Origin of the sequence: Burkholderia sp. BE17 (assembly GCF_009362305.1) — a bacterium.
Taxonomy (GTDB): Bacteria; Pseudomonadota; Gammaproteobacteria; order Burkholderiales; family Burkholderiaceae; genus Burkholderia; species Burkholderia pyrrocinia_C.
Genome location: NZ_WHNU01000002.1, coordinates 102,430 through 125,242, shown reverse-complemented (window position 1 = coordinate 125,242; position 22,813 = coordinate 102,430). Strand labels below are relative to the sequence as shown.

General features: G+C 66.1%; 22 protein-coding genes. 14 read left to right on the top strand and 8 right to left on the bottom strand.

Annotated features, from left to right (window positions below):
• Positions 1–3 precede the first annotated feature (3 nt).
• Both GD429_RS03055 and GD429_RS03050 read left to right on the top strand, forming a co-directional pair.
• A complete protein-coding gene (locus tag GD429_RS03055) occupies positions 4–843 on the top strand; it encodes an ABC transporter permease (RefSeq protein WP_152855611.1) in 840 nt (279 codons plus the stop codon).
• Between the two features lie 374 nt (positions 844–1,217).
• Positions 1,218–2,636 carry an MFS transporter gene (locus GD429_RS03050; protein ID WP_152855610.1) on the top strand — a complete coding sequence of 473 codons (1,419 nt, stop codon included), beginning with the start codon at positions 1,218–1,220 and terminating at the stop codon, positions 2,634–2,636.
• 85 nt (positions 2,637–2,721) lie between these two features.
• Here GD429_RS03050 and GD429_RS03045 read toward each other — a convergent pair whose 3' ends face one another.
• Both GD429_RS03045 and GD429_RS03035 read right to left on the bottom strand, forming a co-directional pair.
• Positions 2,722–4,455: a protease pro-enzyme activation domain-containing protein gene (locus GD429_RS03045; RefSeq protein ID WP_152855609.1), complete on the bottom strand. Its 1,734-nt coding sequence runs from the start codon at positions 4,453–4,455 to the stop codon at positions 2,722–2,724.
• Positions 4,456–4,802: 347 nt separating this feature from the next.
• Positions 4,803–5,156: a hypothetical protein gene (locus tag GD429_RS03035; RefSeq protein WP_152855608.1), complete on the bottom strand. Its 354-nt coding sequence runs from the start codon at positions 5,154–5,156 to the stop codon at positions 4,803–4,805.
• On the opposite strand from GD429_RS03035, the gene GD429_RS03030 reads away from it, so the two are divergent.
• From GD429_RS03030 to GD429_RS03020, 3 genes are read left to right on the top strand one after another with little or no spacing between them, the layout of a single operon-like run.
• The gene (locus GD429_RS03030; protein WP_034180131.1) at positions 5,155–5,478 is read left to right on the top strand and encodes an ArsR/SmtB family transcription factor; all 324 of its coding nucleotides are present in this window, start codon (positions 5,155–5,157) and stop codon (positions 5,476–5,478) included. The two genes, GD429_RS03035 and GD429_RS03030, sit on opposite strands and share 2 nt — an antisense overlap.
• Positions 5,478–5,909, top strand: coding sequence for an SRPBCC family protein (locus tag GD429_RS03025; protein WP_152855607.1), 432 nt, complete (start codon positions 5,478–5,480; stop codon positions 5,907–5,909). The genes GD429_RS03030 and GD429_RS03025 overlap by 1 nt, the downstream gene beginning before the upstream one ends.
• A complete protein-coding gene (locus GD429_RS03020; RefSeq protein WP_152855606.1) occupies positions 5,906–6,337 on the top strand; it encodes a DUF1801 domain-containing protein in 432 nt (143 codons plus the stop codon). The genes GD429_RS03025 and GD429_RS03020 overlap by 4 nt, the downstream gene beginning before the upstream one ends.
• Before the next feature lie 125 nt (positions 6,338–6,462).
• Here the strand turns inward: GD429_RS03020 and acnA are convergent, their stop codons facing one another.
• From acnA to GD429_RS02995, 5 genes are all read right to left on the bottom strand, one after another.
• Positions 6,463–9,180 (bottom strand): aconitate hydratase AcnA, encoded by a 2,718-nt coding sequence (gene acnA, locus GD429_RS03015; protein WP_152855605.1) that lies wholly within the window; start codon positions 9,178–9,180, stop codon positions 6,463–6,465.
• Positions 9,181–9,232: 52 nt separating this feature from the next.
• Positions 9,233–10,684, bottom strand: coding sequence for a bifunctional 2-methylcitrate dehydratase/aconitate hydratase (locus GD429_RS03010; RefSeq protein ID WP_152855604.1), 1,452 nt, complete (start codon positions 10,682–10,684; stop codon positions 9,233–9,235).
• A 22-nt stretch (positions 10,685–10,706) separates the two neighbouring features.
• Positions 10,707–11,222: a hypothetical protein gene (locus GD429_RS03005; RefSeq protein ID WP_152855603.1), complete on the bottom strand. Its 516-nt coding sequence runs from the start codon at positions 11,220–11,222 to the stop codon at positions 10,707–10,709.
• 230 nt (positions 11,223–11,452) lie between these two features.
• Positions 11,453–12,460, bottom strand: coding sequence for an HpcH/HpaI aldolase/citrate lyase family protein (locus GD429_RS03000; RefSeq protein WP_152855755.1), 1,008 nt, complete (start codon positions 12,458–12,460; stop codon positions 11,453–11,455).
• Between the two features lie 180 nt (positions 12,461–12,640).
• A complete protein-coding gene (locus GD429_RS02995; RefSeq protein ID WP_096474776.1) occupies positions 12,641–13,627 on the bottom strand; it encodes a malate dehydrogenase in 987 nt (328 codons plus the stop codon).
• Between the two features lie 288 nt (positions 13,628–13,915).
• Between GD429_RS02995 and GD429_RS02990 the strand changes: the two genes are divergently transcribed.
• The 7 genes from GD429_RS02990 to gltA all read left to right on the top strand — a co-directional run bounded on the left by GD429_RS02990 (position 13,916) and on the right by gltA (position 19,839).
• The gene (locus GD429_RS02990) at positions 13,916–14,740 is read left to right on the top strand and encodes a GntR family transcriptional regulator (RefSeq protein WP_152855602.1); all 825 of its coding nucleotides are present in this window, start codon (positions 13,916–13,918) and stop codon (positions 14,738–14,740) included.
• 169 nt (positions 14,741–14,909) lie between these two features.
• Positions 14,910–15,326: a succinate dehydrogenase, cytochrome b556 subunit gene (sdhC, locus tag GD429_RS02985; protein ID WP_084908228.1), complete on the top strand. Its 417-nt coding sequence runs from the start codon at positions 14,910–14,912 to the stop codon at positions 15,324–15,326.
• A gap of 4 nt (positions 15,327–15,330) precedes the next feature.
• Entirely contained in the window at positions 15,331–15,699 is a 369-nt protein-coding gene (sdhD, locus tag GD429_RS02980) for a succinate dehydrogenase, hydrophobic membrane anchor protein (RefSeq protein WP_034180015.1), read from the top strand.
• 3 nt (positions 15,700–15,702) lie between these two features.
• A complete protein-coding gene (gene sdhA / locus GD429_RS02975; protein WP_152855601.1) occupies positions 15,703–17,478 on the top strand; it encodes a succinate dehydrogenase flavoprotein subunit in 1,776 nt (591 codons plus the stop codon).
• A gap of 21 nt (positions 17,479–17,499) precedes the next feature.
• Positions 17,500–18,201: a succinate dehydrogenase iron-sulfur subunit gene (locus GD429_RS02970; RefSeq protein WP_152855600.1), complete on the top strand. Its 702-nt coding sequence runs from the start codon at positions 17,500–17,502 to the stop codon at positions 18,199–18,201.
• Between the two features lie 10 nt (positions 18,202–18,211).
• Positions 18,212–18,484 (top strand): succinate dehydrogenase assembly factor 2, encoded by a 273-nt coding sequence (locus GD429_RS02965; protein ID WP_152855599.1) that lies wholly within the window; start codon positions 18,212–18,214, stop codon positions 18,482–18,484.
• A 53-nt stretch (positions 18,485–18,537) separates the two neighbouring features.
• Positions 18,538–19,839, top strand: coding sequence for a citrate synthase (gene gltA / locus GD429_RS02960; RefSeq protein WP_152855598.1), 1,302 nt, complete (start codon positions 18,538–18,540; stop codon positions 19,837–19,839).
• Positions 19,840–19,928: 89 nt separating this feature from the next.
• On the opposite strand, the gene GD429_RS02955 is transcribed toward gltA, so the two are convergent.
• Entirely contained in the window at positions 19,929–20,894 is a 966-nt protein-coding gene (locus GD429_RS02955; RefSeq protein WP_152855597.1) for a helix-turn-helix domain-containing protein, read from the bottom strand.
• A 71-nt stretch (positions 20,895–20,965) separates the two neighbouring features.
• On the opposite strand from GD429_RS02955, the gene GD429_RS02950 reads away from it, so the two are divergent.
• Complete coding sequence (locus GD429_RS02950) at positions 20,966–21,355, top strand: VOC family protein (RefSeq protein WP_152855596.1); 390 nt, start codon at positions 20,966–20,968, stop codon at positions 21,353–21,355.
• A 109-nt stretch (positions 21,356–21,464) separates the two neighbouring features.
• Positions 21,465–22,715 carry a DUF1479 domain-containing protein gene (locus GD429_RS02945; RefSeq protein ID WP_152855595.1) on the top strand — a complete coding sequence of 417 codons (1,251 nt, stop codon included), beginning with the start codon at positions 21,465–21,467 and terminating at the stop codon, positions 22,713–22,715.
• Positions 22,716–22,813 lie beyond the last annotated feature (98 nt).

Genomic DNA, 22,813 nt, shown 5'->3' with positions numbered 1-22,813 from the left:
ACCATGAAACTGCTCGCCAGGCCGCTGTTTGCGCCGCACATGTCGTTCGTCGAGCGCGCGTGGTACGTCGCATTGCGCGTGCTCGTCGTGCTGACGCTGCTGTACCTGATCCTGCCGGTGCTCGCGATCGTGCCGCTGTCGTTTTCGTCGAGCACGTTCCTCGTGTATCCGATCCCGGGCTTCTCGATGCGTTGGTACGAGAACCTGATCGCGTCGGACGAGTGGCGGATGGCCGCGAAGAACAGCTTCATCGTCGCGCCGTCGGCAACCGTCGTCGCGACCGTGCTCGGCACGCTCGCCGCGATCGGTCTCACGAAGGCCGACTTCCGCGGCAAGGGGCTGCTGATGGCCGTGCTGCTGTCGCCGATGATCGTGCCGGTCGTCGTGGTCGGCGTCGGCATGTACCTGTTCTTCGCGCCGCTCGGGCTCGCGAACACTTATACGGGGCTGATCGCCGCGCACGCGGCGCTCGGCGTGCCGTTCGTCGTGACGACGGTCGCCGCGACGCTGCAGGGGTTCAACCACAATCTCGTGCGCGCGAGCCTGTCGCTCGGCGCGAATCCTGTGTCGACGTTTTTCCGCGTGACGCTGCCGGTGATCGCGCCGGGCGTGATGTCGGGCGCGCTGTTCGCGTTCGCGACGTCGTTCGATGAAGTGGTCGTCACGCTGTTCCTCGCGGGCGCGGACCAGACGACGCTGCCGCGCCAGATGTTCACGGGTATTCGCGAGAACATCAGCCCGACGATCGCCGCGCTCGCGACGATCCTGATCATCTTCTCGACGAGCCTGCTGCTCGCGCTCGAATGGCTGCGCGGACGCAATGCGCGGCGCGCGGTGACCTGATCCGGCCTGGCGCGACGGCGGTGCACGCACGCCGCGCATCGACGCATCGGTGCGATTCCGATGCGCGGTGCCGCCGGCAGACGCGGCCGGGTCTGCAGCCAGCGCCGGCACGATGAAGCCGGGCGCGAGCCCGGAAGGCCAGCCGGCGCTCGCCGGCTCGTCGATCGTTGTGCGCTCAACGATGCCGCGAGCAAGGCACGGCATCGCGCAAGCTTTCGTTTCGCTGACTGACGAGTCGGCCGCCTGCACGTTCGATACGGCTCTGCAACAATACGGATCGCGGCAGCGCGCGCGCCGGTCTTGCGGTCCGGAACGCACGCCGCCGCGCCGCTCAATCCGCGACGCCGCGCGTCGCTCGTCAGCCGAGCCTCATCTTGTCCGAATTCGCATCCTCCGCCGGCGCCCGGGAGCCGGCCGTCAACTGGCGCGCGATGTCCGCCGTGCTGCTGGCCGTCGCGCTCGCGACGCTCGACACCGCGATCGCGAACACCGCGCTGCCCGCGATCGCCGCCGACCTGCATGCGTCGCCGGCCGCCTCCGTGTGGATCATCAATGCGTACCAGCTCGCAATGGTCGCGACGCTGCTGCCGTTCGCGTCGCTTGGCGACATCGTCGGCCACAAGCGCGTGTATATCGCCGGGCTCGCGGTGTTCACGCTCGCGTCGCTCGGTTGTTCGCTCGCCTCGACGCTGCCGATGCTGACGGCCGCACGGATCGTGCAGGGCTTCGGTGCGAGCGCGATCATGAGCGTCAACGTCGCGCTGATTCGCGGCTTGTTTCCCGCGCACCGGCTCGGGCGCGGCGTCGGCTTCAACGCGCTCGTCGTCGGCGTATCGTTCGCGGTGGGGCCGACGATCGCGTCGCTGATCCTGTCGGTTGCCGCATGGCCGTGGCTGTTCGCGGTGAACGTGCCGCTCGGCGTGTTCGCGCTGGCAGTGGCGATTCCGTCGCTGCAGCAGATGGCGCGCGGCAAGCATGCGTTCGATCCGGTTGCCGCGCTGTTCAACGTGATCACGTTCGCGTCGCTGATCTTCGCGCTCGGTGAATTCGCGCAGCGCGGGCCGCTGCGTATCGTGCTCGCGTCGGCGGCGGTCGCGCTGGTGTTCGGCTGGCTGCTGATCCGCCGCCAGGCCGGGCACCCGGCGCCGATGCTGCCGATCGACCTGTTTCGCCGGCCCGTGTTCACGCTGTCCGCGCTGACCGCCGTGTGCGCGTTCGCCGCGCAGGGGCTCGCGTTCGTGTCGCTGCCGTTCTATTTCGAAACCGTCCTGCATCGCAACGCGGTCGAGACGGGGTTCCTGATGACGCCGTGGTCGGCGATCGTCGCGCTTGCCGCGCCGATCGCGGGCCGGCTGTCGGATCGATACCCGCCCGGCCTGCTCGGCGCGATCGGGCTTGCGTTGTTGAGCGCGGGCATGGTGTCGCTTGCCGCGCTGCCGGCGGCGCCGAACGTATTCGATATCGGCTGGCGGATGATGCTGTGCGGCGCCGGCTTCGGCTTCTTCCAGTCGCCGAACCTGAAGGCGCTGATGTCGAGCGCGCCGCCCGAGCGCAGCGGCGGCGCGAGCGGGATCATCGCGACCGCGCGGCTGATCGGGCAGGCGACCGGTGCTGCGCTCGTCGCGCTGTCGTTCGGGATCGCTGGGCGTCACGGGCCGACGCTGGCGTTGATGCTCGGTGCGGGTTTCGCCGGGGCCGCGAGCGTCGCGAGCGGGTTGCGGCTGTTTGCGCCGTCGCACCGGAGTGGTGTGCCGGCCGCGCCGGAGCGTGTGAAGGCGTGTGCGACGGAGTAGGGTTGTGCGCGAATACCGCGCGACCTGAAGGCGACCAGGCCGGCGCGCGGCAAATCACTGCCGCGCGCCGGCCTTCACATATCGCTCAGAACCCGCCCGACTTGATCAACTGGTTGAGGTTCGCGATGTTCAGGCTGCCGAAGCCGGTCGTCATATCCCAGCCGGTGCCGGCGGTATAGCCATAACCCTGATAGCCGTTGTTCCCCGACACGACGTCATCGCGCACGAGCGACGGGTTCGACGGGATCGCGCGATACAGATTGCTGGCCGGGAAACCGAGGCCGGTGCCGTTCGCCGCGAGCAGGCGCGCCCAGAAGCCCGTGAAGATCGGCGCGGCGAGACTCGTGCCGCCGATCTGCTGCAACTGGCCGTAGTTGTAGATGTACGCGCCCGTGCTTTGCGCGGCGTCGAACGAGACATCCGGCAGCTGACGGTTGCTGCCCGACTGCCACGACGGCGCCGGCAGGATCGTGCTGACGCCGCCGCCGGTCGCCCACAGCTTGCCGTTGCCGTCGAGCCCTTCGTTCCACACCGTTTCGTTCGAGAACGCGCCCGCCGACGTCGTGTAGAGCGTCGTGCCGCCGATCGCGAGCACGTGCGGCGACGAAGCCGGCCACGACACCGTGTAGTTCGAGCCGTCCGGATAGCCGCGGTTGTTGCACTCGTACACGCCTTCGTCGCCCGACGAAACCGAGAACGTCTGGCCTTGCGCCGCGGCCGTCGTGAAGATCTGTTCCTCGGCGTCGATCGTGCCGTCCGCGTTCGCGTCGGTTTCGCACCAGCCGAGCGACACGTTGATCACTTTCGCGGTGTTGTCCGACACCGCGCGGTTGAACGCCTGCGTGAGGCCCGTGTTGCCCGAGGCGTTGAGGTCGGCCATGTAGAACACGAGCTTGCCGACCTGGCCGCCGGCCGAGCCGACGATCGACTGGCTGTCGAGATCCCATTCGCCCTGGCCGTCCTGGTCGTCGCTGTAGCTGCCGCTCGTGCCGTTGGTCTTGACGGTCTGCGTGGAGACCGTGCCGTAACCGTTGCTCGACGTGAACTGCTTCAGGTCCTGCAGCGTCTGCGACACGCCGCCGATCGTGATGATGCCGACGGTCACGCCGGCCGCGGTCGGCACGCCGGTCGCGTTGTAGAGGCCCGGGAATTCCTTCGGATAGTGGCCCGTCGCCGTGCCGGCCGCGAGTGCCTGCGGCTTCGCCACGTTGCCGATGCGCAGCATCGGCCGTGCGCGCGCGACGTTCTGCAGCCCGAGCACCGAGCCGACGACGTCGCCGAGCGCGCTCGGCACCTGTGCGGTCGATGCGTTCGCGAAGCCCGAGCGGCCCGCGTACTCGAAATGCACGAGCGACGTGTTGAACGCGGTCTTCACGGTGCCGGCCGTGCCGCGCGCGGACACCAGCAGCCGGTTCGGCGCGACCTCGATGTTCACGAAGCCGCTCTTGCGCAGATAGTCGACGACCGACTTCACTTGCGCGTCGGTCGGCGCGTAGCTGGCGAGGAATTGCTCGTGCGTCAGGTACTGGCGGTAATGCGCGCTGCCGGGCCGGTTCACGTCGCGCGCCAGTTGCTTGAGCTGCGCGGCGTTGCGCAGCTTCAGGCTGACGACGACGTCCGTCGTCTCGCCGGCCGCGAGTTCGAGCGACGGCGCCGCGCTGCGCGCCATCAACTGCGGGCCGGTCAGAAAGGCCTTCGTGTGAGTATCAACCCAGTCCGTCGTCGCGTGTGCGGCGCCGGCGGCGAGCACGAGCGGCCACACGCATGCAAGGCGACGGGGCGACGGAAGGGGCAGGGCAAACCGGGCGTTCCTTTTCATCGGGAGTCCTTTTTAGGAGAGACGACGTTGCTGGAGCCCTCGACCCTTGTGGGGCCGCGAGCGGTGACGAGCGTAGGGCGTCGGTGCGGTTCAGGTAGCTGCCAGTTTCCATAGCTGTCAGTTCTGACACCGGCGTGCGGAATCGCATGTAGCGCGCGGTGAACGCGGCGAGCGGCGGGCGCCGACGAGGGAACCGGTTCGCGACACGACGGCACGACGACGCGCGACGTTCGCGCGCACGAGTCGTTCGTCGCAGTGCCGGAACGTGCGCGATGGCGTCGCGGACCGGCCACACGCGTGCGTGCTTCGAGATCGGGTGCGGACTCAGGCCGAGTCGCACTATGTGGTCAAACGATGCGATGCAGGCCGAGCCGGTTCGCGCATGCACAAAAACAGGGCCGGCCGATCGCAAACGTTTCCCGAACTGTGGAACAGCGTGTGGCCCAGTCTTGCAGGCGGCTTTCGGCCGCGAGGCCGTCGTCGCGAATTAGAGCGAATACTCGAATCCGGACGGGTAAAGCAGGCGTGATCTGGTGGCAAGCGAAGCCTTCGGCAAGCTTGCTTTCGGCGCGATTGCGCCCGACGCGAAGCGCGTCGTATGCGGCAGCGGTGCGCATCGGCATCCGCGAAATTCCTTCTTGACTCTTGCCGTTCAGCAGATATCCTTCAATCCATAACCAACGGGTTATGAATTTGGACATGCAGAACGCTCACGACATGCTTTTCAGGACGCTTGCCGATCCGACGCGCCGCGCGCTTTTCGAGCGGCTGTGCGAGGAGGGCGAGTTGACGGTTGCCGCGCTGACGGCCCATGCGGGCGTCTCGCAGCCGGCCGTGTCGAAGCATCTCGGCGTACTGAAGCAGGCCGGGCTCGTGAATGATCGTCACGAAGGCCGGCAGACGCACTACAGCGCACAGCCGCAAGCGCTGGCCCCGCTGATCGACTGGACGAGCCAGATGGCAGGTTTCTGGCAGAACCGGTTCGATGCTCTCGAAGATCTGCTCAAAAGGATGGATCAGTAATGAACCAAGCCACCACCGAAACGCGCTCCGTCGTCGTCGAACGGGAACTGCCCCATCCGCCGGAGAAGATCTGGCGCGCGCTCACGCAACCGCACCTGATCGAGGCGTGGCTGATGAAGAGCGACTTCGAGCCCGTCGCGGGCCGCGCCTTCAGCTTCCGCGCGGACTGGGGCTCGGTCGACTGCACGGTCCTGACGATCGAGCCGCCGCGCGCGCTGTCCTACACGTGGGCCGCGTACGGCCTCGAAAGCGTCGTCACGTGGACGCTCTCGCCGACGCCGGCCGGCACGCACCTGCGCATGGAGCAGGTCGGCTTCCGCGCGGATCAGGAGCAGGCATACCGCGGCGCGCAGCAAGGCTGGGTACGGTTCTTCGAGTCGCTCGAACAGGTGCTGGCGCGCCCTGACGAACGTACGGAGGCCCGCGCATGAGTGCAGCGGACCTGCAACCGTCGGCGCGCATCGACGCGCTGATCGCCGGCATCGCCGACTGGCGCGGCCCGCTCTTCGCCGACCTTCGCCAGACGATCCTCGCGGCCGAAGAAGGGATCGTCGAGGAATGGAAATGGATGGGCAGCCCCGTGTGGTCGCGCGACGGGATGATCGCGGTCGCGAACGCGCACAAGGGCAAGGTGAAGCTGACGTTCATGCACGGCGCGCATCTGCCCGATCCCGATGGGCTGTTCAATGATGGCCTCGAAGGCAATGCGCGGCGCGCGATCGATTTCTTCGAAGGCGACCGGATCGACAAACGCGCGCTGAAGACCCTCGTGCGCGCGGCGATCGAATACAACCGCACCCACTTGAAGAAGAACGCACGAGGAGCGGGCGCGAAGGCGCGCGGTGACAAGGCGGCGTGACGCGGCTGACAATCGGCAACATCGCGTAACGCGCGCAGGCAAAAAAAAGCCCGACACGAGGTCGGGCATCCAAATCGGCCGCAACCGCCCGCGAGGCGGCTGCGGCACCTGCAAAAGCAGGGCGCTTACGCTGCGAGCAGCGAGCGCAGCACGAACGGCAGGATACCGCCGTGCTTGTAGTAGTCGACTTCGATCGGCGTATCGATGCGCAGCAGCACCTGCACGCGCTGCGTTTCGCCGTTCTTGCGGTTGATCACGAGCGTGACGTCCTGCTGCGGCTTGAAGTCGTCGCCGAGGCCTTCGATGTCGTACGTCTCGTCGCCGGTGATGCCGAGCGACTGGACGCTGTCCGAGCCCTTGAACTGCAGCGGCAGCACGCCCATGCCGACCAGGTTCGAGCGGTGGATGCGCTCGAAGCTGCGTGCGATCACGGCCTTCACGCCGAGCAGTTGCGTGCCCTTCGCGGCCCAGTCGCGCGACGAGCCCGTGCCGTACTCTTCGCCCGCGAACACGACGGTCGGCGTGTCGGCTGCGATGTACTGCATCGCCGCGTCGTAGATCGACTGCTGTTCGCCGCTCGGCTGGTGGATCGTCAGGCCGCCTTCGACGCGCGTGCCGTCTGCCTTCACCGGGATCATCAGGTTCTTGATCCGGACGTTCGCGAACGTGCCGCGCATCATCACGTCGTGGTTGCCGCGGCGCGAGCCGTAGCTGTTGAAGTCGGCCTTCTGCACGCCGTTTTCCTTCAGCCACTTGCCTGCCGGCGAATCTTCCTTGATCGAGCCTGCCGGGCTGATGTGGTCGGTCGTGACCGAGTCACCGAAGATGCCCAGTGCGCGCGCGCCCTTGACCGTCGGGATCGAAGCGGCCGGCTCCATCGAGAAGTCGTGGCCGAAGAACGGCGGCTCGGCGATGTACGTCGACTTCGGCCAGTCGTAGACCTGGCCCGATTCGCCTTCGATCTTGCTCCAGAGGTCGCCCTTCTTGGTCAGCTTCGAGTAGTTGTCCTCGAACTTCTTCGGATCGAGCGCGAACTTGAGCAGCGCGTGGATTTCGTCGCTCGTCGGCCAGATGTCGCCGAGGTAGATGTCGCGGCCGCCCTTGCCCTTGCCGACCGGCTCGGTCATCAGGTCGCGCGTGATGTTGCCGGCGATCGCGTACGCGACGACGAGCGGCGGCGACGCGAGGAAGTTCGCGCGGATGTTCGGGTGGATACGCGCTTCGAAGTTACGGTTGCCGGACAGCACGGCCGCCGCGACGATGTCGTTCTTCGTGATCGCTTCGTTCAGTTCCGGCGTCAGGTCGCCCGCGTTGCCGATACAGGTCGTGCAGCCGTACGCCGCGACTTCGAAGCCGAGCTTCGACAGGTAGGGCAGCAGGCCCGTCTTCGTCAGGTATTCGGTGACGATGCGCGATCCCGGTGCGAGCGAGGTCTTGATCTTCGGATCGACCGTGAGGCCGGCCTCGACCGCCTTCTTCGCGAGCAAGCCGGCAGCCAGCAGCACGCTCGGGTTCGACGTGTTCGTGCACGACGTGATCGCGGCGATCAGGATGTCGCCGTTCTTCACGTCGACGCCGTTGCTCGTCGTGTACTGCGTGCCCAGGTCGTCCGCCTTCTTCGCGAAGCCGTTCTCCGCGACCGGCTTCGAGAACAGGTCGGTGAACGTCGACTTGACGTTGCCGATCTCGATGCGGTCCTGCGGGCGCTTCGGGCCGGCCAGCGACGGTGCGACCGTCGCCAGATCCAGCGTGACCGTCTTCGTGTAGTCGATGTCGCCGGCCTTCGGGATGCCGAACAGCTTCTGCGCCTTGAAGTAGTTTTCGAACGCGGCGATTTCCGCCTTCGTGCGGCCCGTGCCTTCGAAGTAGTCGATCGTCTTTTCGTCGACCGGGAAGAAGCCCATCGTCGCGCCGTATTCCGGCGCCATGTTGCCGATCGTTGCGCGGTCCGGCAGCGACAGCGACTTCGTGCCTTCGCCAAAGAACTCGACGAACTTGCCGACGACCTTCTCCTTGCGCAGCATTTCGGTGATCGTCAGCACGAGGTCGGTGGCCGTCACGCCTTCGCGCAGCTTGCCCTTCAGCTCGACGCCGACGACGTCCGGCGTCAGGAAGTACACCGGCTGGCCGAGCATGCCGGCTTCGGCTTCGATGCCGCCCACGCCCCAGCCGACCACGCCGATGCCGTTGATCATCGTCGTGTGGCTGTCCGTGCCGACGAGGGTATCCGGGTAGTACACGGTGTCGCCGCCGTCCGCCTTCTTGTGGACGCCGCGCGCGAGATATTCGAGGTTCACCTGGTGGACGATGCCGACGCCCGGCGGCACGACCTTGAACGTGTCGAAGGCCTGCATGCCCCACTTCATGAACTGGTAGCGCTCGTTGTTGCGCTGGAATTCCAGTTTCATGTTCAGGTCGAGCGCGTCCTTCTGGCGGAAGTAGTCGATCTGGACCGAGTGGTCGACGACGAGATCGACCGGGACCAGCGGCTCGATCTTCTTCGGGTTCTTGCCCGTGCGCTCGGCGACGCCGCGCATGGCCGCGATGTCGGCGAGCAGCGGCACGCCCGTGAAGTCCTGCAGCACGACGCGCGACACCACGAACGGAATCTCGTCGACGCGCTTCGCGGTCGGCTTCCAGTTCGCGAGCTGCTCGATGTGCTCTTCGGTGATCTTCTTGCCGTCGTAGTTGCGCAGTACGGACTCGAGCACGATACGGATCGACACCGGCAGGCGCTCGATCTTCGTCTTCAGCTCCTTGCCGAGTTGCGGCAGCGAGTAGAACTTGCCTTTGCCGGAACCGCTGTCGAATTCCTTGAGGGTCTTGTGGAGATTGTGGGCCATGGTGATTTTCCTGGGTTTAAGGCTAGGAAACAACGTGTCCTGTAGATGACGGCTATATCACATACAAGTCGACGTACTCATTGACCGGCATCGCTTCGAGCTTTGCCTGGTCCAGCGACACGTCGAGAATCGCTTGTTGCTGCTTTGCCGGGAAGCGGCGGGCGAGGTTGGTCCGGAACTTCTCGACCAGCAGCGGGATGCCGTCCGCGCGGCGTCGCTTGTGGCCGAGCGGGTATTCGACCGCCACTTCGGCAAGTTTCGATCCGTCCGTGAACTCGATCGTCAGCGCATTCGCGATCGATCGCTTGTCCGGATCGTGGTAATCCTTCGTGAACTGCGGATCCTCGACGCACACGGTTTTCGCGCGCAGCGCGTCGATGCGTGGGTCCGCTGCGGCCGAATCTTCATAATCGGCCGCGGTCAGCCGGCCGAACAGCAGCGGCACGGCGACCATGTACTGGATGCAATGGTCGCGGTCGGCCGGATTGGCGAGCGGGCCCTGCTTGTCGATGATGCGGATCGCGGCCGCATGCGTGCGGATCGTGATCCGGCTGATGTCGTCGGTCGTGCGGCCCGCCGCGGCGAGCTGCGCGTGCAGCTGCAGCGCGGCCTCGGCGGCCGTCTGCGCGTGGAATTCGGCGGGGAACGCGATCTTGAACAGCACGTTCTCCATCACGTACGTGCCGTACGGGCGCTGGAAGCGGAACGGCTGTCCGTCGAACAGCACGTCGTAGAAGCCCCAGGTCTTGGCGGTGAGCGCCGACGGGTAGCCCATTTCGCCGGTTTTCGCGATCAGCGCGAGGCGCACCGCGCGGGACGTGGCATCGCCGGCCGCCCACGATTTGCGCGAGCCCGTATTCGGTGCGTGGCGGTAGGTGCGCAGCGCGTGGCCGTCGACGAAAGCGTTGGAGACCGCGTTGATCAGCTCGTCGCGTGTGAGCCCGAGCAGCCGGCCGACGACGGCCGTCGACGCGACCTTCACGAGCAGCACGTGGTCGAGCCCGACTGCGTTGAACGAATTCTCGAGTGCGAGGCAGCCCTGGATCTCGTGGGCCTGGATCATCGCGACCAGCACGTCGCGCATGAGCAGCGGCTTCCGGCCGGCCGCGACGGCCGTGCGGGAGAGCCAGTCGGCCGTCGCCAGGATTCCGCCGAGATTGTCGGACGGATGGCCCCATTCGGCGGCGAGCCAGGTGTCGTTGAAGTCCAGCCAGCGGATCATCGCGCCGATGCCGAACGCAGCCTGGACGGGATCGAGCTGGAAGGACGTGCCGGGCACCTTCGCTCCGTTCGGCACGATCGTGCCGGGCACGACGGGGCCGAGCAGCTTGGTGCAGGCAGGGTAGGACAGCGCCTCGAGTCCGCATCCGAGCGTGTCGATCAGGCAATGACACGCCGTCTCCAGCGCGAGCGCGCTGTCGATGCCGGTGTTCAGCACGTAGTCGACGATATCGACGAGTACCGTATCCGGAGCAGGGCGGACGTTGGAGACCGGGGCGGACATCGAGGGGCCGGGGGGAACGCGCTTAGTTCGTTGCCGGCTTCAGCTCGTTCGACTGCGTCGGTGCCGGCGTGCCTTGCGCCATTTCCGGCGTCACGCACTCGTCCGCGAGGCGCTCGCCGCCGTTCGCGTCGGAGAACAGCATCGCCTTGGACGGGATCACGACCAGCTTGAAGCCCGCTGCCGGATCGTAGAACGTGTCGGCGCCCGTCGTCGTGGCCTGACGCGGCAGCTTGTAGTTCTTCTTCGCCCAGTGAACCGTGACGACCTGGTCGCGCTTCATGTCGCCGGCGAGGTCGAACGACAGGCCTTCCTTACAGGACCACTTGACCGCGCCTTCCGGTACCGTATCGACCTTGGCAGCGGCACGCGCCTGCGCCTTCTTGCTGCGCGGGATGATGCGCTTGGCCGGCGCCGGGCGCTTGGCCGTGGCCTTCTTCGCGGTCGTGGCGGTCGTACCCTGGGCAAACGCGCTCGGAGCCGACACCAGCATCGTGGCGGACAAGGCGCCGATGGCGGTAGCGATCAGGAGTTTCTTCATGGAGTCAGAACCTTTCGATAATCAGTTGACAAGGGCCGGCAATCGAAGCTGCCGGCCGGTTTGAAACTGCACGCGCCCCGAAAGCGCGCAGCGGCCGCTATTTTCACCTATTTGGCCGCGCATACATCAGGTTTTCGGGCTCCGTTACGTTTTTTGTCGTTTCGCAAACCTCTGCCCGGTTCGCGCCCCGGCGAATGCATGAAACTCGTGTATCGGCCGGCGGCGCGCGCTCACCGCGCGTCGCCTGCGGCGGCCGGGCCGAACAGCGGCGCGGCCTCGGCCGGTACGGGCTGGCCGGTGGCCCGCGCGCGGCGCAGCACCGACCAGTAATAGCGATAGCTCGCGCGATCGTGCAGCGTATCACCGTGGCGCGTCGGACCCCAGTCGGCGGCCTGCGCGGCCAGCAGGATCTCGGCGGCCAGCACGACCTCGTCGGTGCGCGGCGCGAATGCGTCGACGATCGGGCGGATCTGCGCGGGGTGGATGCTCCACATCCGCGTCAATGCGAATTCGTCGCGCGCGCGGCGCGCATCGGCGGCGACGACGCTCATGTCGCGCACCTCGGTCGTCACGTTGTGCGACGGCGTCTTGCCGTGCGCATGGCAGGCCGCGGCGATTTCCAGCTTTGCGCGGCGCACGAGCGGGTGTTCGAACTGGCCGGGCGAGCGCATCGCGGCATCGGGAATCGCGCCGTGGTGCGCGGACACGAAATCCATCAGCCCGAAGCTCAGCGTGCCGACCATCGGCAGCGCGGCGAGGGCGGCCGCCTGCGCGAGCGCGCCGTGCGTCTCGACCAGCACGTCGACCGGGATCGGCTGCGCGATGCCGAGCTCGCGGCGCGCGCCTTCGATGAACGCGGCCATTTCGGCCGCGTCGGCGGCGTTTGCGATCTTCGGGAGCGTGAGGTAGGCGGGCGCGCGCGCGGCGCGCAGCACGATGCGGACGTCGTCACGCCAGTGCGGGTGGGAAAAGTCGTGGATCCGTACGCCGACGCGCCCGAAGCGGTTCTCGGCGCTGCCGAGCAGTTCGGCGACGAGTTCCGCGTGCGCCGCTTCCTGGCCGACGGCCGCGCCGTCCTCGCAGTCGAGCGTGATGTCGAACACGGGGCCCGTTTCGGCCTGCAGCGCGAGCGACTTGCGCATCAGCTTCTCGCTGCCCGCGTAGTGATCGCAGCATGGCAGGATCGCGGGCGGGGACGCCCCGTCGTACAGCACTTGTGCAGGAGTGAGCGCGGCCATCTCTTCTACGTCAGGGAAGCGGGTCAACGTGGAGAAAATCGGATTCGGGCGCGTTCTGGGCCGGTGCGCGGTGCGCACGAGGCGGCAAAACGTGCCCGGATCGGATCGGGCGGCAGGGCCGGCGGCGCGCCGGCCCTGCGGTGACGGGCTGCCCGGAGGCCGCCCGTCGCGGTGCCGAATTTAGTTCTTCAGCAGGTGGGCGACGCCGTCGCGCTCTTCGAGCAGCTCGTTCAGCGTGCCGTCCATCTTCTCGCGCGAGAACGCGTCGATTTCCAGGCCTTCGACGCGCTTGTATTCGCCGTTTTCGCAAACGACCGGCACACCGTAGATGATGTCTTCGGGGATGCCGTACGAGCCGTCCGACGGGATGCCCATCGTGACCCACTTGCCGTTCGTGCCGAGCACCCAGTCACGGACGTGGTCGATCGCCGCGTTGGCTGCCGACGCTGCCGACGACAGGCCGCGCGCTTCGATGATCGCCGCGCCGCGCTTGCCGACGGTCGGGATGAACGTGTCGCGGTTCCACACGTCGTCGTTGATCAGCTTCAGCATCGATTCGCCTTCGGCGGTCGCGAAGCGGAAGTCGGGGTACATCGTCGGCGAGTGGTTGCCCCACACGGCGAGCTTCTCGATCGACGCGACCGGCTTGCCCGACTTGGCGGCGAGCTGCGACAGTGCGCGGTTGTGGTCGAGGCGCAGCATGGCCGTGAAGTTCTTCTTCGGCAGGTCCGGTGCCGACTTCATCGCGATGTACGCGTTCGTGTTCGCCGGGTTGCCGACGACCAGCACCTTCACGTCGCGGCTCGCGACTTCGTTCAGCGCAGCGCCCTGAACCGTGAAGATCTCGGCGTTCGCCGACAGCAGGTCCTTGCGCTCCATGCCCTTCGAGCGCGGACGTGCGCCGACCAGCAGCGCGACGTCTGCATCCTTGAATGCAACCTTCGGATCGTCGGTGATCACGACGCCCGCGAGCAGCGGGAACGCGCAATCGTCGAGTTCCATCACGACGCCTTTGACGGCGGCTTGGGCTTGCGGGAGGTCGAGCAGTTGCAGGATGACCGGCTGGTCCTTGCCGAGCAGGTCGCCGTTCGCGATGCGGAACAGCAGGGAGTAAGCGATTTGACCTGCGGCGCCGGTCACGGCAACGCGCTTTGCGGGCTTAGCCATTGAAAATCTCCAGGACGGGTGAAGCGTTGGACGCTAGCGAAAACGCCATTCTATGCGCGTTGTGCGTAACGTTGCATTGAAGCAGGGCGGAGGACTCGCGATGGCAGACGCGGTGAACCTGGAGACGGCCGTGGCACGTAGCCGGGGACGCGCTTTTGCACCCGCGAACCCTTGCTCGACCGGGAGTGTAGGAGCCGTCACGCGCAAAGTCAAACGGTATCATATGTCTTATATAAGACAGATGTTTTGCGGAAATTGAGTGGACGAAAAAGTGCGGTTTGTGATGAAATGCGCGCCATGACATCGAACCAGGCGAATACCGCGAATCAGACCGGCGCAGGCGGCCCAGGGCAGCCGGGCGCGAGCGATCCCGCACCTTCGCCTGCGGCGTCTGCGTCGCCGACGTTCAGCCCGTTATACCAGCAGATCAAGTCATTGATCACGCAAAGTCTCGAAACCGGCGAATGGAAGCCGGGCGAGATCATCCCGAGCGAAGTGGAGCTCGCGGCCCGTTACAAGGTCAGCCAGGGCACCGTGCGCAAGGCGATCGACGAGCTGGCCGCCGAAAACCTCGTGGTCCGGCGGCAGGGCAAGGGCACTTTTGTTGCAACGCACAACGAGGATCGCGCGCAGTTCCGCTTCCTGCGCCTGCTTGCCGACGACGGTGCCGAGCACCCGCACGTGAGCCGCCTGCTCGAATGCCGGCGCCTGCGTGCGCCGGCCGAGATCGCGCGGCAGCTCGACCTGAAGCCGGCCGATCCCGTCGTGCAGGTGCGCCGCCTGCTGGAGTTCGACAGCGAAGTGACGGTGCTCGACGAGATCTGGCTGCCGGGCGCGATGTTTCGCGGGCTCACGTTCGAGCGGCTGAGCGAGTACAAGGGGCCGCTCTACGCGATGTTCGAGACGGAGTTCGGCACGCGGATGATCCGCGCGACGGAGAAGATCCGCGCGGTCGCGGCGGATCCGGCGGTGGCCGACCTGCTGCACGTGCCCGCGGGTTTTCCGTTGCTGTCGGTCGAGCGCGTGTCCTATACATACGGGGATCGGCCGGTGGAAGTGCGTCGCGGCTGGTATGTCACAACCGGGTACTACTATCAGAATGACTTGAGCTGACGACGGTTCGGTTCAGGCCGAGTGCCTCGCGACTCCCACGCTCGCGAAGCACGTTTCGGGCCGCCTTTGTTCTCGTTCGCGCAATTATCCAGAGCAGACTTTCGCTGCAGCGCGATATAAAAAGGCGCTAAAATCGCGGATTGGTGTGACAACATAGTAGGGGTCTAGCATGACTGACGCAGTAAGAAAACCGAGACCGGAATACCGGAACATCGGATTCGGCGATATCACGATGAAATATCGCATGCCGCTGGCAGCGATTTTGTCGATCCTCCATCGAGTCAGCGGTGCGCTGCTGTTCTTGTTCCTGCCGTTCCTGTTGTTCCTGTTCGACCAGAGCCTGACGTCCGAACTCAGCTTCGAAGTCTTCAAGGCCTTCCTCTCCAACATCGTCGTCAAGCTGATCGTCCTCGCGTTGTCCTGGGCTTTCTTCCACCATTTCTGCGCCGGCATTCGCCACCTGCTGATGGACGTCAACCACGACGCCGTCACGAAGGAAAGCGGCAAGCGGACGGCAGTCGTCGTCTTTGTCGTCTCGATCGCACTGACGATCGCCATGGCACTCAAACTGTTCGGAGCATTCTAAGAAAATGGCAGCCAATAACCGAATCGGCTCGAAGCGCCTCGTCGTCGGCGCGCACTACGGCCTGCGCGACTGGCTCGCGCAGCGCATCACCGCCACGATCATGGCGGTCTACACGGTCATCCTGCTCGTCCTGTTCTTCGGCGCGCACGACTTCTCGTACGAAGGCTGGGCGTCGATCTTCTCCGCGCAATGGATGAAGCTCGCGACCTTCGTGATGCTGCTTTCCCTCTTCTACCACGCATGGGTCGGCGTGCGCGACATCTGGATGGATTACGTGAAGCCCGTCGGTGTGCGCCTGCTGCTGCAATCGCTGACCATCGTCTGGCTGCTCGCATGTGCGGGCTACGCCGCGCAGATTCTCTGGAGAGTGTAAAGAATGGCTGCAATCAAAACTTCCCTCCCGCGTCGCAAGTTCGACGTAGTGATCGTCGGCGCGGGCGGCTCCGGCTTGCGCGCGGCGCTGCAACTGTCGCGCGCGGGCCTGTCGGTCGGCGTGCTGTCGAAGGTGTTCCCGACGCGTTCGCACACGGTGGCCGCGCAGGGCGGCATCGGCGCATCGCTCGGCAACATGAGCGAAGACAACTGGCACTTCCACTTCTACGACACGATCAAGGGCTCCGACTGGCTCGGCGACCAGGACGCGATCGAATTCATGTGCCGTGAAGCGCCGAACGTCGTGTACGAACTCGAGCACTTCGGCATGCCGTTCGACCGCAACGCGGACGGCACGATCTACCAGCGTCCGTTCGGCGGCCACACCGCGAACTACGGCGAGAAGCCGGTCCAGCGCGCTTGCGCGGCCGCCGACCGTACCGGTCACGCGCTGTTGCACACGCTGTACCAGCAGAACGTCGAGGCGAAGACGCAGTTCTTCGTCGAATGGATGGCGCTCGACCTGATCCGCGACGCGGAAGGCGACGTGCTCGGCGTGACGGCCCTCGAGATGGAGACGGGCGACGTCTACATCATGGAAGGCAAGACGACGCTGTTCGCGACGGGCGGCGCAGGCCGGATCTTCGCGGCATCGACCAATGCGTTCATCAACACCGGCGACGGCCTCGGCATGGCTGCACGTTCGGGCATCGCGCTGCAGGACATGGAGTTCTGGCAGTTCCACCCGACCGGCGTGGCCGGCGCGGGCGTGCTGATCACCGAAGGCGTGCGCGGCGAAGGCGGCATCCTGCGCAACGCGAACGGCGAGCGCTTCATGGAGCGCTATGCACCGACGCTGAAGGATCTGGCGCCGCGTGACTTCGTGTCGCGCTCGATGGACCAGGAAATCAAGGAAGGCCGCGGCGTGGGTCCGAACAAGGATCACGTGCTGCTCGACCTGTCGCACATCGGCGCCGAGACGATCATGAAGCGTCTGCCGTCGATCCGCGAAATCGCGCTGAAGTTCGCGAACGTCGACGCGATCAAGGAACCGATCCCGGTCGTCCCGACGATCCACTACCAGATGGGCGGCATCCCGACCAACATCCACGGTCAGGTCGTCGGCACGTCGCGCGGTCACAAGGATCCGGTCAACGGCTTCTACGCAGTGGGCGAGTGCTCGTGCGTGTCCGTGCACGGCGCGAACCGCCTCGGCACGAACTCGCTGCTGGACCTCGTGGTGTTCGGCCGTGCGGCCGGCAACCACATCGTCGAGCACGTGAAGAACCAGAAGGAACACAAGCCGCTGCCGGCCGATGCAGGCGAGTTCTCGCTGGCGCGCCTGAACAAGCTCGAGAAGTCGACGGCGGGCGAATACACGCAGGACGTCGCGAACGACATCCGCTCGACGATGCAGAAGCACGCAGGCGTGTTCCGCACGTCGGAACTGCTGAAGGAAGGCGTCGACCAGATGGCCGGCCTGAAGGCGCGCGTGGAAAGCATTCACCTGAAGGACAAGTCGAAGGTGTTCAACACCGCGCGCGTCGAAGCGCTCGAGCTGGAGAACCTGATCGAAGTCGCCCGCGCGACGATGGTGTCGGCGGAAGCGCGCAAGGAAAGCCGCGGCGCGCACGCACACAGCGACTACGAACACCGCGACGACGAGAACTGGCTGCGCCACACGCTGTGGTACAGCGAAGGCGATCGCCTCGACTACAAGCCGGTTCAAATGAAGCCGCTGACGGTCGAATCCGTGCCGCCGAAGCCGCGCACGTTCTAAGCCGAGTCAAAGGAATCCGAAATGGCAAAACGCATTTTTGAAGTCTACCGCTACGATCCGGACAAGGACGCAGCGCCGCGCATGCAGACGTATGAGCTCGAGATCCAGCACGAGCGCATGCTGCTCGACGCACTGGTCAAGCTGAAGGCACTGGACGAGACGCTGTCGTTCCGCCGTTCGTGCCGCGAAGGCGTGTGCGGTTCGGACGCGATGAACATCAACGGCAAGAACGGTCTCGCGTGCCTGACGAACCTGAACGACCTGCCGCAGAAGATCGTGCTGCGTCCGCTGCCGGGCCTGCCCGTCGTGCGCGACCTGATCGTCGACATGACGCACTTCTTCAACCAGTATCACTCGATCAAGCCGTACCTGATCAACGACGCGCCGCCGCCGGAGAAGGAACGCCTCCAGTCGCCGGAAGAGCGCGACGAGCTCGACGGCGTGTACGAGTGCATTCTGTGCGCGAGCTGCTCGACGTCGTGCCCGAGCTTCTGGTGGAACCCGGACAAGTTCGTCGGCCCGGCCGGCCTGCTGCAGGCTTACCGCTTCATCGCGGACAGCCGCGACACGGCCACCGGCGAGCGTCTCGACAACCTGGAAGACCCGTACCGTCTGTTCCGTTGCCACACGATCATGAACTGCGTCGACGTCTGCCCGAAGGGCCTGAACCCGACGAAGGCGATCGGCAAGATCAAGGAACTGATGGTTCGCCGCACGGTTTAAGGCCGGTGCAATGAGCGACGATTCGCATCAATCCGACCCGCACCGTCGCGCGCGCCTTCGCTGGCGCGCGCGGCGGGGTCTGCTGGAAAACGACATCATCTTCGAGCGTTTCTTCGGCAGATACGAGCATGACCTCACCGATGCAGACGTAGGCGCGTTGTCGCGCCTGCTCGATCTGAGCGACAACGACCTGATGGACTTGCTCCTCGCGCGCAAGGAACCAGAGGGCGACCTAGACAGCCCGGATATCCGCCGGCTGTTGGAGATGCTGCGCAACGTGTAACGCGTTACGCCCGTTATCGAATCCCGTTTCTTTATTTCGATTGAGGATGTGCCATGACTCCGTCTGATGTTAAAGCCACGCTATCGTTCAGCGACAACTCGCCGAGCGTCGAACTGCCGATCTACAAGGGCACGATGGGCCCGGACGTAATCGACATCCGCAAGCTGTACGGCCAGACCGGCAAGTTCACATACGACCCGGGCTTCATGTCGACGGCAGCTTGTAATTCGGCGATCACGTACATCGACGGCGACAAGGGCGAACTGCTGTACCGCGGCTACCCGATCGACAACCTCGCGCAAAACGCGGACTTCCTCGAAAGCTGCTACCTGCTGCTGAAGGGCGAGCTGCCGAACGCGGCGCAGAAGAAGGAATTCGTCGACACCGTCACGAAGCACACGATGGTGCACGAGCAGATGCACTTCTTCTTCCGTGGCTTCCGCCGCGATGCGCACCCGATGGCAGTGCTGGTGGCGGCTGTCGGCGCGCTGTCGGCGTTCTATCACGACTCGCTCGACATCAACGACCCGCGTCACCGCGAAGTGTCGGCGATCCGCATGATCGCGAAGCTGCCGACGCTCGTCGCGATGGCGTACAAGTTCAGCATCGGCCAGCCGTTCGTCTATCCGAAGAACGAACTGTCGTACAGCGCGAACTTCATGCACATGATGTTCTCGAACCCGTGCGAAGAGTACAAGGTCAACGACGTGCTGGTCCGCGCACTCGACCGCATTCTGATCCTGCACGCCGATCACGAGCAGAACGCATCGACGTCGACGGTCCGCCTGGCCGGCTCGTCGGGCGCGAACCCGTTTGCGTGTATCGCAGCCGGTATCGCCTGCCTGTGGGGCCCGGCGCACGGTGGTGCGAACGAAGCCGCGCTGAACATGCTCGAGCAGATCGGTTCGCCGGACAACATCCCCGAATTCATCAAGCAGGTGAAGGACAAGAATTCGGGCGTGAAGCTGATGGGCTTCGGCCACCGCGTGTACAAGAACTACGACCCGCGTGCGAAGCTGATGCGCGAAACGTGCTACGAAGTGCTGAACGAACTGGGCCTGCACGACGACCCGCTGTTCAAGCTCGCGATGCAGCTCGAGAAGATCGCGCTGGAAGACGAATACTTCGTATCGCGCAAGCTGTACCCGAACGTCGACTTCTACTCGGGCATCGTCCAGCGCGCGCTGGGCATCCCGACGTCGATGTTCACGTGTATCTTCGCGATGGCACGTACGGTCGGCTGGATCGCGCAGTGGAACGAAATGATTGCCGATCCCGAGCAGAAGATCGGCCGTCCGCGCCAGCTGTTCATCGGCGATACGCCGCGCGAAGCGAAGCCGATCAACGCACGTTAAGTCGTGTGCGGCGCGACGGCCGGCAGGCCGCTCGCGTCGGGCAATCGCAACGCCACGACACCCCGACGGGTCAGCCCGTCGGGGTGTTTTCATTTGCGCGCCGGATCGGCGCGGCGCTCCAGCGACGGCGGCCGCGTATCGAGCGCCGGCGCGTCTTCGTCGGGCGCGTGGCCGTGCCGCAGGAAGAACTGCCGGTACGCGCCGGGCGTCATCCCGCGCGCGGCGAGGAACTGGCGGTTGAAGTTCGCGGCATTCGGAATGCCGCAACGCGCGGCGACCGTCGCGATCGGCCAGTCGGTGCCGACGAGATGGCGGCATGCGTGCGCGAGCCGCAGCCGCTGCACGTAGCGACCGACGCTTTCGCCGAGATGCCGGACGAACAGGCGCTGCAACGTGCGCTCGGACATGTGCGCGGCAGCGGCGAGTGCGTCGATACGCAGCGGTTCGTGGAAGTGCCGGTCGATCGCGTCGAGCACGCGATCGAGGCGCTCGGCTTCGGGCGCGGCCGCATCGGCGTGCAGTGTCGTGCCGTCGGGCCCGCCGTACGCATGCGCGGTGGCGAGCGGCTCGCCGCCGGCTTCCGCGAGATCGGCGAGCGTGTCGAGCGCGGCCGCGAGCCGTACGCGCGGCGAAGGGTCGAGCAACTGCGGCAGCCGCGCGCGCATCGTGCGGGCCGTGTCCGCGTCGAAGCGCAGGCCCGGCGCCGCGCGCCGCAGCAGCGAGCGCAGCGGCGCGTATTCGGGGCAGCAGTCGGCAAGCCGCCGCACCCAGTCGCCGTCGAACCAGACGACGAGCGCGACTTCGGGCGCATCGCGATCGATGCGCGCGTTCGACGACCAGGTGTGCGGCAGGTTGGGCGGCACGAGCACCAGATCGTCGTCCGCGTAGCGCGCGACGTGATCGCCGATGAAGCGCTGGCCGCGGCTGTTGAGCGTGAGCGTCAGCTCGTATTCGGGATGGCGGTGCCATTCGAACGGGATGCGCGCGAGCTGGCGGTGGTACACGCGGATCGAACAGCCGGGAGCGAACGTCACGTGCTCGTATTGCGGTTTCATCGCGGCCTCCGGGTGGCGCGGGCTGCGCGCCGTGGCATGATCGTGAGCGATCGTCACCACGGAGCGATGCCATGTTTTCACATGTTTGCGTGGGCGTCGGCGATACGACGCGCGCCTACGATTTCTATGCGCCGCTGTTCGCGGAACTCGGGTTGCGCCTGAAGTTCCGCGAGCCGGACGGCTGGTCGGGCTGGATGCCGGCCGACGCCGACCGGCCGCTGTTCTTCTTCGGCCAGCCGCTCGACGGCCGCGCACCCGAGCCGGGCAATGGCCACACGATCGCGTTCGACGCGCCGACGCGCGCGCACGTCGACCACTGCCACGCGCTCGCGCTGCGACACGGCGGCACCTGCGAAGGGCCGCCGGGCCTGCGGCCGCATTACCACCGCGACTACTACGGCGCGTATTTCCGCGACCCGGACGGCAACAAGCTCTGCGTGGTTTGCAATCGTCCCGAGTAACGCACGGTTGTCAGGATTGTATCGATTGTTGACCGGATAGCGGTGATGGCGGTCGTGCGCCGGCCGTACGCTGGCAGCACATCACGACACGCTTCAGCGAGGAGACACGATGCAACTGACGATTGACGATCTGCCCGCCGCGATCCGCGCGGCGAAACAGGCGCTGCGCGCCGACCTGCCCGGTTATGCGGCCACGTTCCGCGAGCTGGAAGGCGACATCGCGCGGCAGGTCGACGCGATCCGCCGCGCGCATGCGCATGGCCGCGACGTGATTCCGGTCGTGCCGTCCGCGGATATTGCGGGCGGCGCCGTCGATCCGCACGCGGTTGCCGCGATCCGCGCGCATGGTGCGGTCGTGCTTCGCGGCGTGTTCGATGCGCGGCAGGCGCGCGACTGGAACGACGAGATCGGCGCGTATCTGGATTCGAACCGTTTCACCGACCGGCTGCATGCGCGCGCCGAGGATCGCTATTTCGGCAATCTCGCGTCGGGCAAGCCGCAGATCTACGGCGTCTACTGGTCGAAGCCGCAGGTGGCCGCGCGCCAGTCGCCGGCGCTCACGCAGGCGCGCGTGTTCCTGAACCGTTTGTGGCGGCATGCGGACGGCGCGCGCACGCATTTCGATCCCGACCAGGTGCCGGCCTACGCGGACCGGATTCGCCGCCGGCCGCCGGGATCGACGTCGCTCGGGCTGTCGCCGCATGTCGACGGCGGCTCCGTCGAACGCTGGCTCGGCGCGAACTTCCGCCAGGTCTATCGCCACGTGCTGGCCGGCCGCTGGCGCGATTACGACCCGTTCGACGCCGCATTCCGTCCCGACGTCGAGGAGATTCCGTCGCCGGCCGTGTGTTCGATGTTCCGCACCTTCCAGGGCTGGACCGCGCTGACGCCGCAGGGGCCCGGCGACGGCACGCTGCAACTTATTCCGGTCGCGAACGCGATGGCCTATGTCGTGCTGCGCGCGCTGCAGGACGACGTCGCCGACGACGACCTGTGCGGCGCGCGTCCAGGCCGAGCGTTGTCGATCCGGCCCGAATGGCACGCGCTGCTGCTCGACGGGCTGGTGCCGATCCCGCACATGGAGCCGGGCGACGCGGTGTTCTGGCATGGCGACGTCGTGCATGCGGTCGAGGATGCGCATCGCGGCAGCGGCGACAGCAACGTGATGTACATCGCGGCCGCGCCTGGTTGCGCGAAGAACGACGCGTACCTGCGGCGCCAGCAGTCCGCGTTCTTGCGCGGCGAGAGCCCGCCCGATTTCCCGGCCGATCATTTCGAGGTCGAATTCGACGGGCGCGGCGGGGAGGGCGATCTCACGGCGCTCGGCCGGTCGCAGATGGGGTTCGGGCCCGGCGCGTAACGGGCGCGCCGCATACGAAAGCGGTCGTTCGCGATGCGGCGAACGGCCGTCTGCCGATTCCGCTGCGTACTGCGCGCAATTCGACGCAATCGGCTGTC

What these genes read in the sequence shown, in the direction of transcription:
- GD429_RS03030 (WP_034180131.1), top strand. Translation starts at nt 5,155, where the DNA reads ATGCAGAACGCTCACGACATGCTTTTCAGGACGCTTGCCGATCCGACG.
- gltA (WP_152855598.1), top strand. Translation starts at nt 18,538, where the DNA reads ATGACTCCGTCTGATGTTAAAGCCACGCTATCGTTCAGCGACAACTCG.
- GD429_RS03010 (WP_152855604.1), bottom strand. Translation starts at nt 10,684, where the DNA reads ATGTCCGCCCCGGTCTCCAACGTCCGCCCTGCTCCGGATACGGTACTC.
- GD429_RS02970 (WP_152855600.1), top strand. Translation starts at nt 17,500, where the DNA reads ATGGCAAAACGCATTTTTGAAGTCTACCGCTACGATCCGGACAAGGAC.
- acnA (WP_152855605.1), bottom strand. Translation starts at nt 9,180, where the DNA reads ATGGCCCACAATCTCCACAAGACCCTCAAGGAATTCGACAGCGGTTCC.
- GD429_RS02995 (WP_096474776.1), bottom strand. Translation starts at nt 13,627, where the DNA reads ATGGCTAAGCCCGCAAAGCGCGTTGCCGTGACCGGCGCCGCAGGTCAA.
- GD429_RS02950 (WP_152855596.1), top strand. Translation starts at nt 20,966, where the DNA reads ATGTTTTCACATGTTTGCGTGGGCGTCGGCGATACGACGCGCGCCTAC.
- sdhC (WP_084908228.1), top strand. Translation starts at nt 14,910, where the DNA reads ATGACTGACGCAGTAAGAAAACCGAGACCGGAATACCGGAACATCGGA.
- GD429_RS03005 (WP_152855603.1), bottom strand. Translation starts at nt 11,222, where the DNA reads ATGAAGAAACTCCTGATCGCTACCGCCATCGGCGCCTTGTCCGCCACG.
- sdhD (WP_034180015.1), top strand. Translation starts at nt 15,331, where the DNA reads ATGGCAGCCAATAACCGAATCGGCTCGAAGCGCCTCGTCGTCGGCGCG.
- GD429_RS03025 (WP_152855607.1), top strand. Translation starts at nt 5,478, where the DNA reads ATGAACCAAGCCACCACCGAAACGCGCTCCGTCGTCGTCGAACGGGAA.
- GD429_RS02990 (WP_152855602.1), top strand. Translation starts at nt 13,916, where the DNA reads ATGCGCGCCATGACATCGAACCAGGCGAATACCGCGAATCAGACCGGC.
- GD429_RS03020 (WP_152855606.1), top strand. Translation starts at nt 5,906, where the DNA reads ATGAGTGCAGCGGACCTGCAACCGTCGGCGCGCATCGACGCGCTGATC.
- sdhA (WP_152855601.1), top strand. Translation starts at nt 15,703, where the DNA reads ATGGCTGCAATCAAAACTTCCCTCCCGCGTCGCAAGTTCGACGTAGTG.
- GD429_RS03045 (WP_152855609.1), bottom strand. Translation starts at nt 4,455, where the DNA reads ATGAAAAGGAACGCCCGGTTTGCCCTGCCCCTTCCGTCGCCCCGTCGC.
- GD429_RS03055 (WP_152855611.1), top strand. Translation starts at nt 4, where the DNA reads ATGAAACTGCTCGCCAGGCCGCTGTTTGCGCCGCACATGTCGTTCGTC.
- GD429_RS02945 (WP_152855595.1), top strand. Translation starts at nt 21,465, where the DNA reads ATGCAACTGACGATTGACGATCTGCCCGCCGCGATCCGCGCGGCGAAA.
- GD429_RS03000 (WP_152855755.1), bottom strand. Translation starts at nt 12,460, where the DNA reads ATGGCCGCGCTCACTCCTGCACAAGTGCTGTACGACGGGGCGTCCCCG.
- GD429_RS02965 (WP_152855599.1), top strand. Translation starts at nt 18,212, where the DNA reads ATGAGCGACGATTCGCATCAATCCGACCCGCACCGTCGCGCGCGCCTT.
- GD429_RS03035 (WP_152855608.1), bottom strand. Translation starts at nt 5,156, where the DNA reads ATGTCCAAATTCATAACCCGTTGGTTATGGATTGAAGGATATCTGCTG.
- GD429_RS02955 (WP_152855597.1), bottom strand. Translation starts at nt 20,894, where the DNA reads ATGAAACCGCAATACGAGCACGTGACGTTCGCTCCCGGCTGTTCGATC.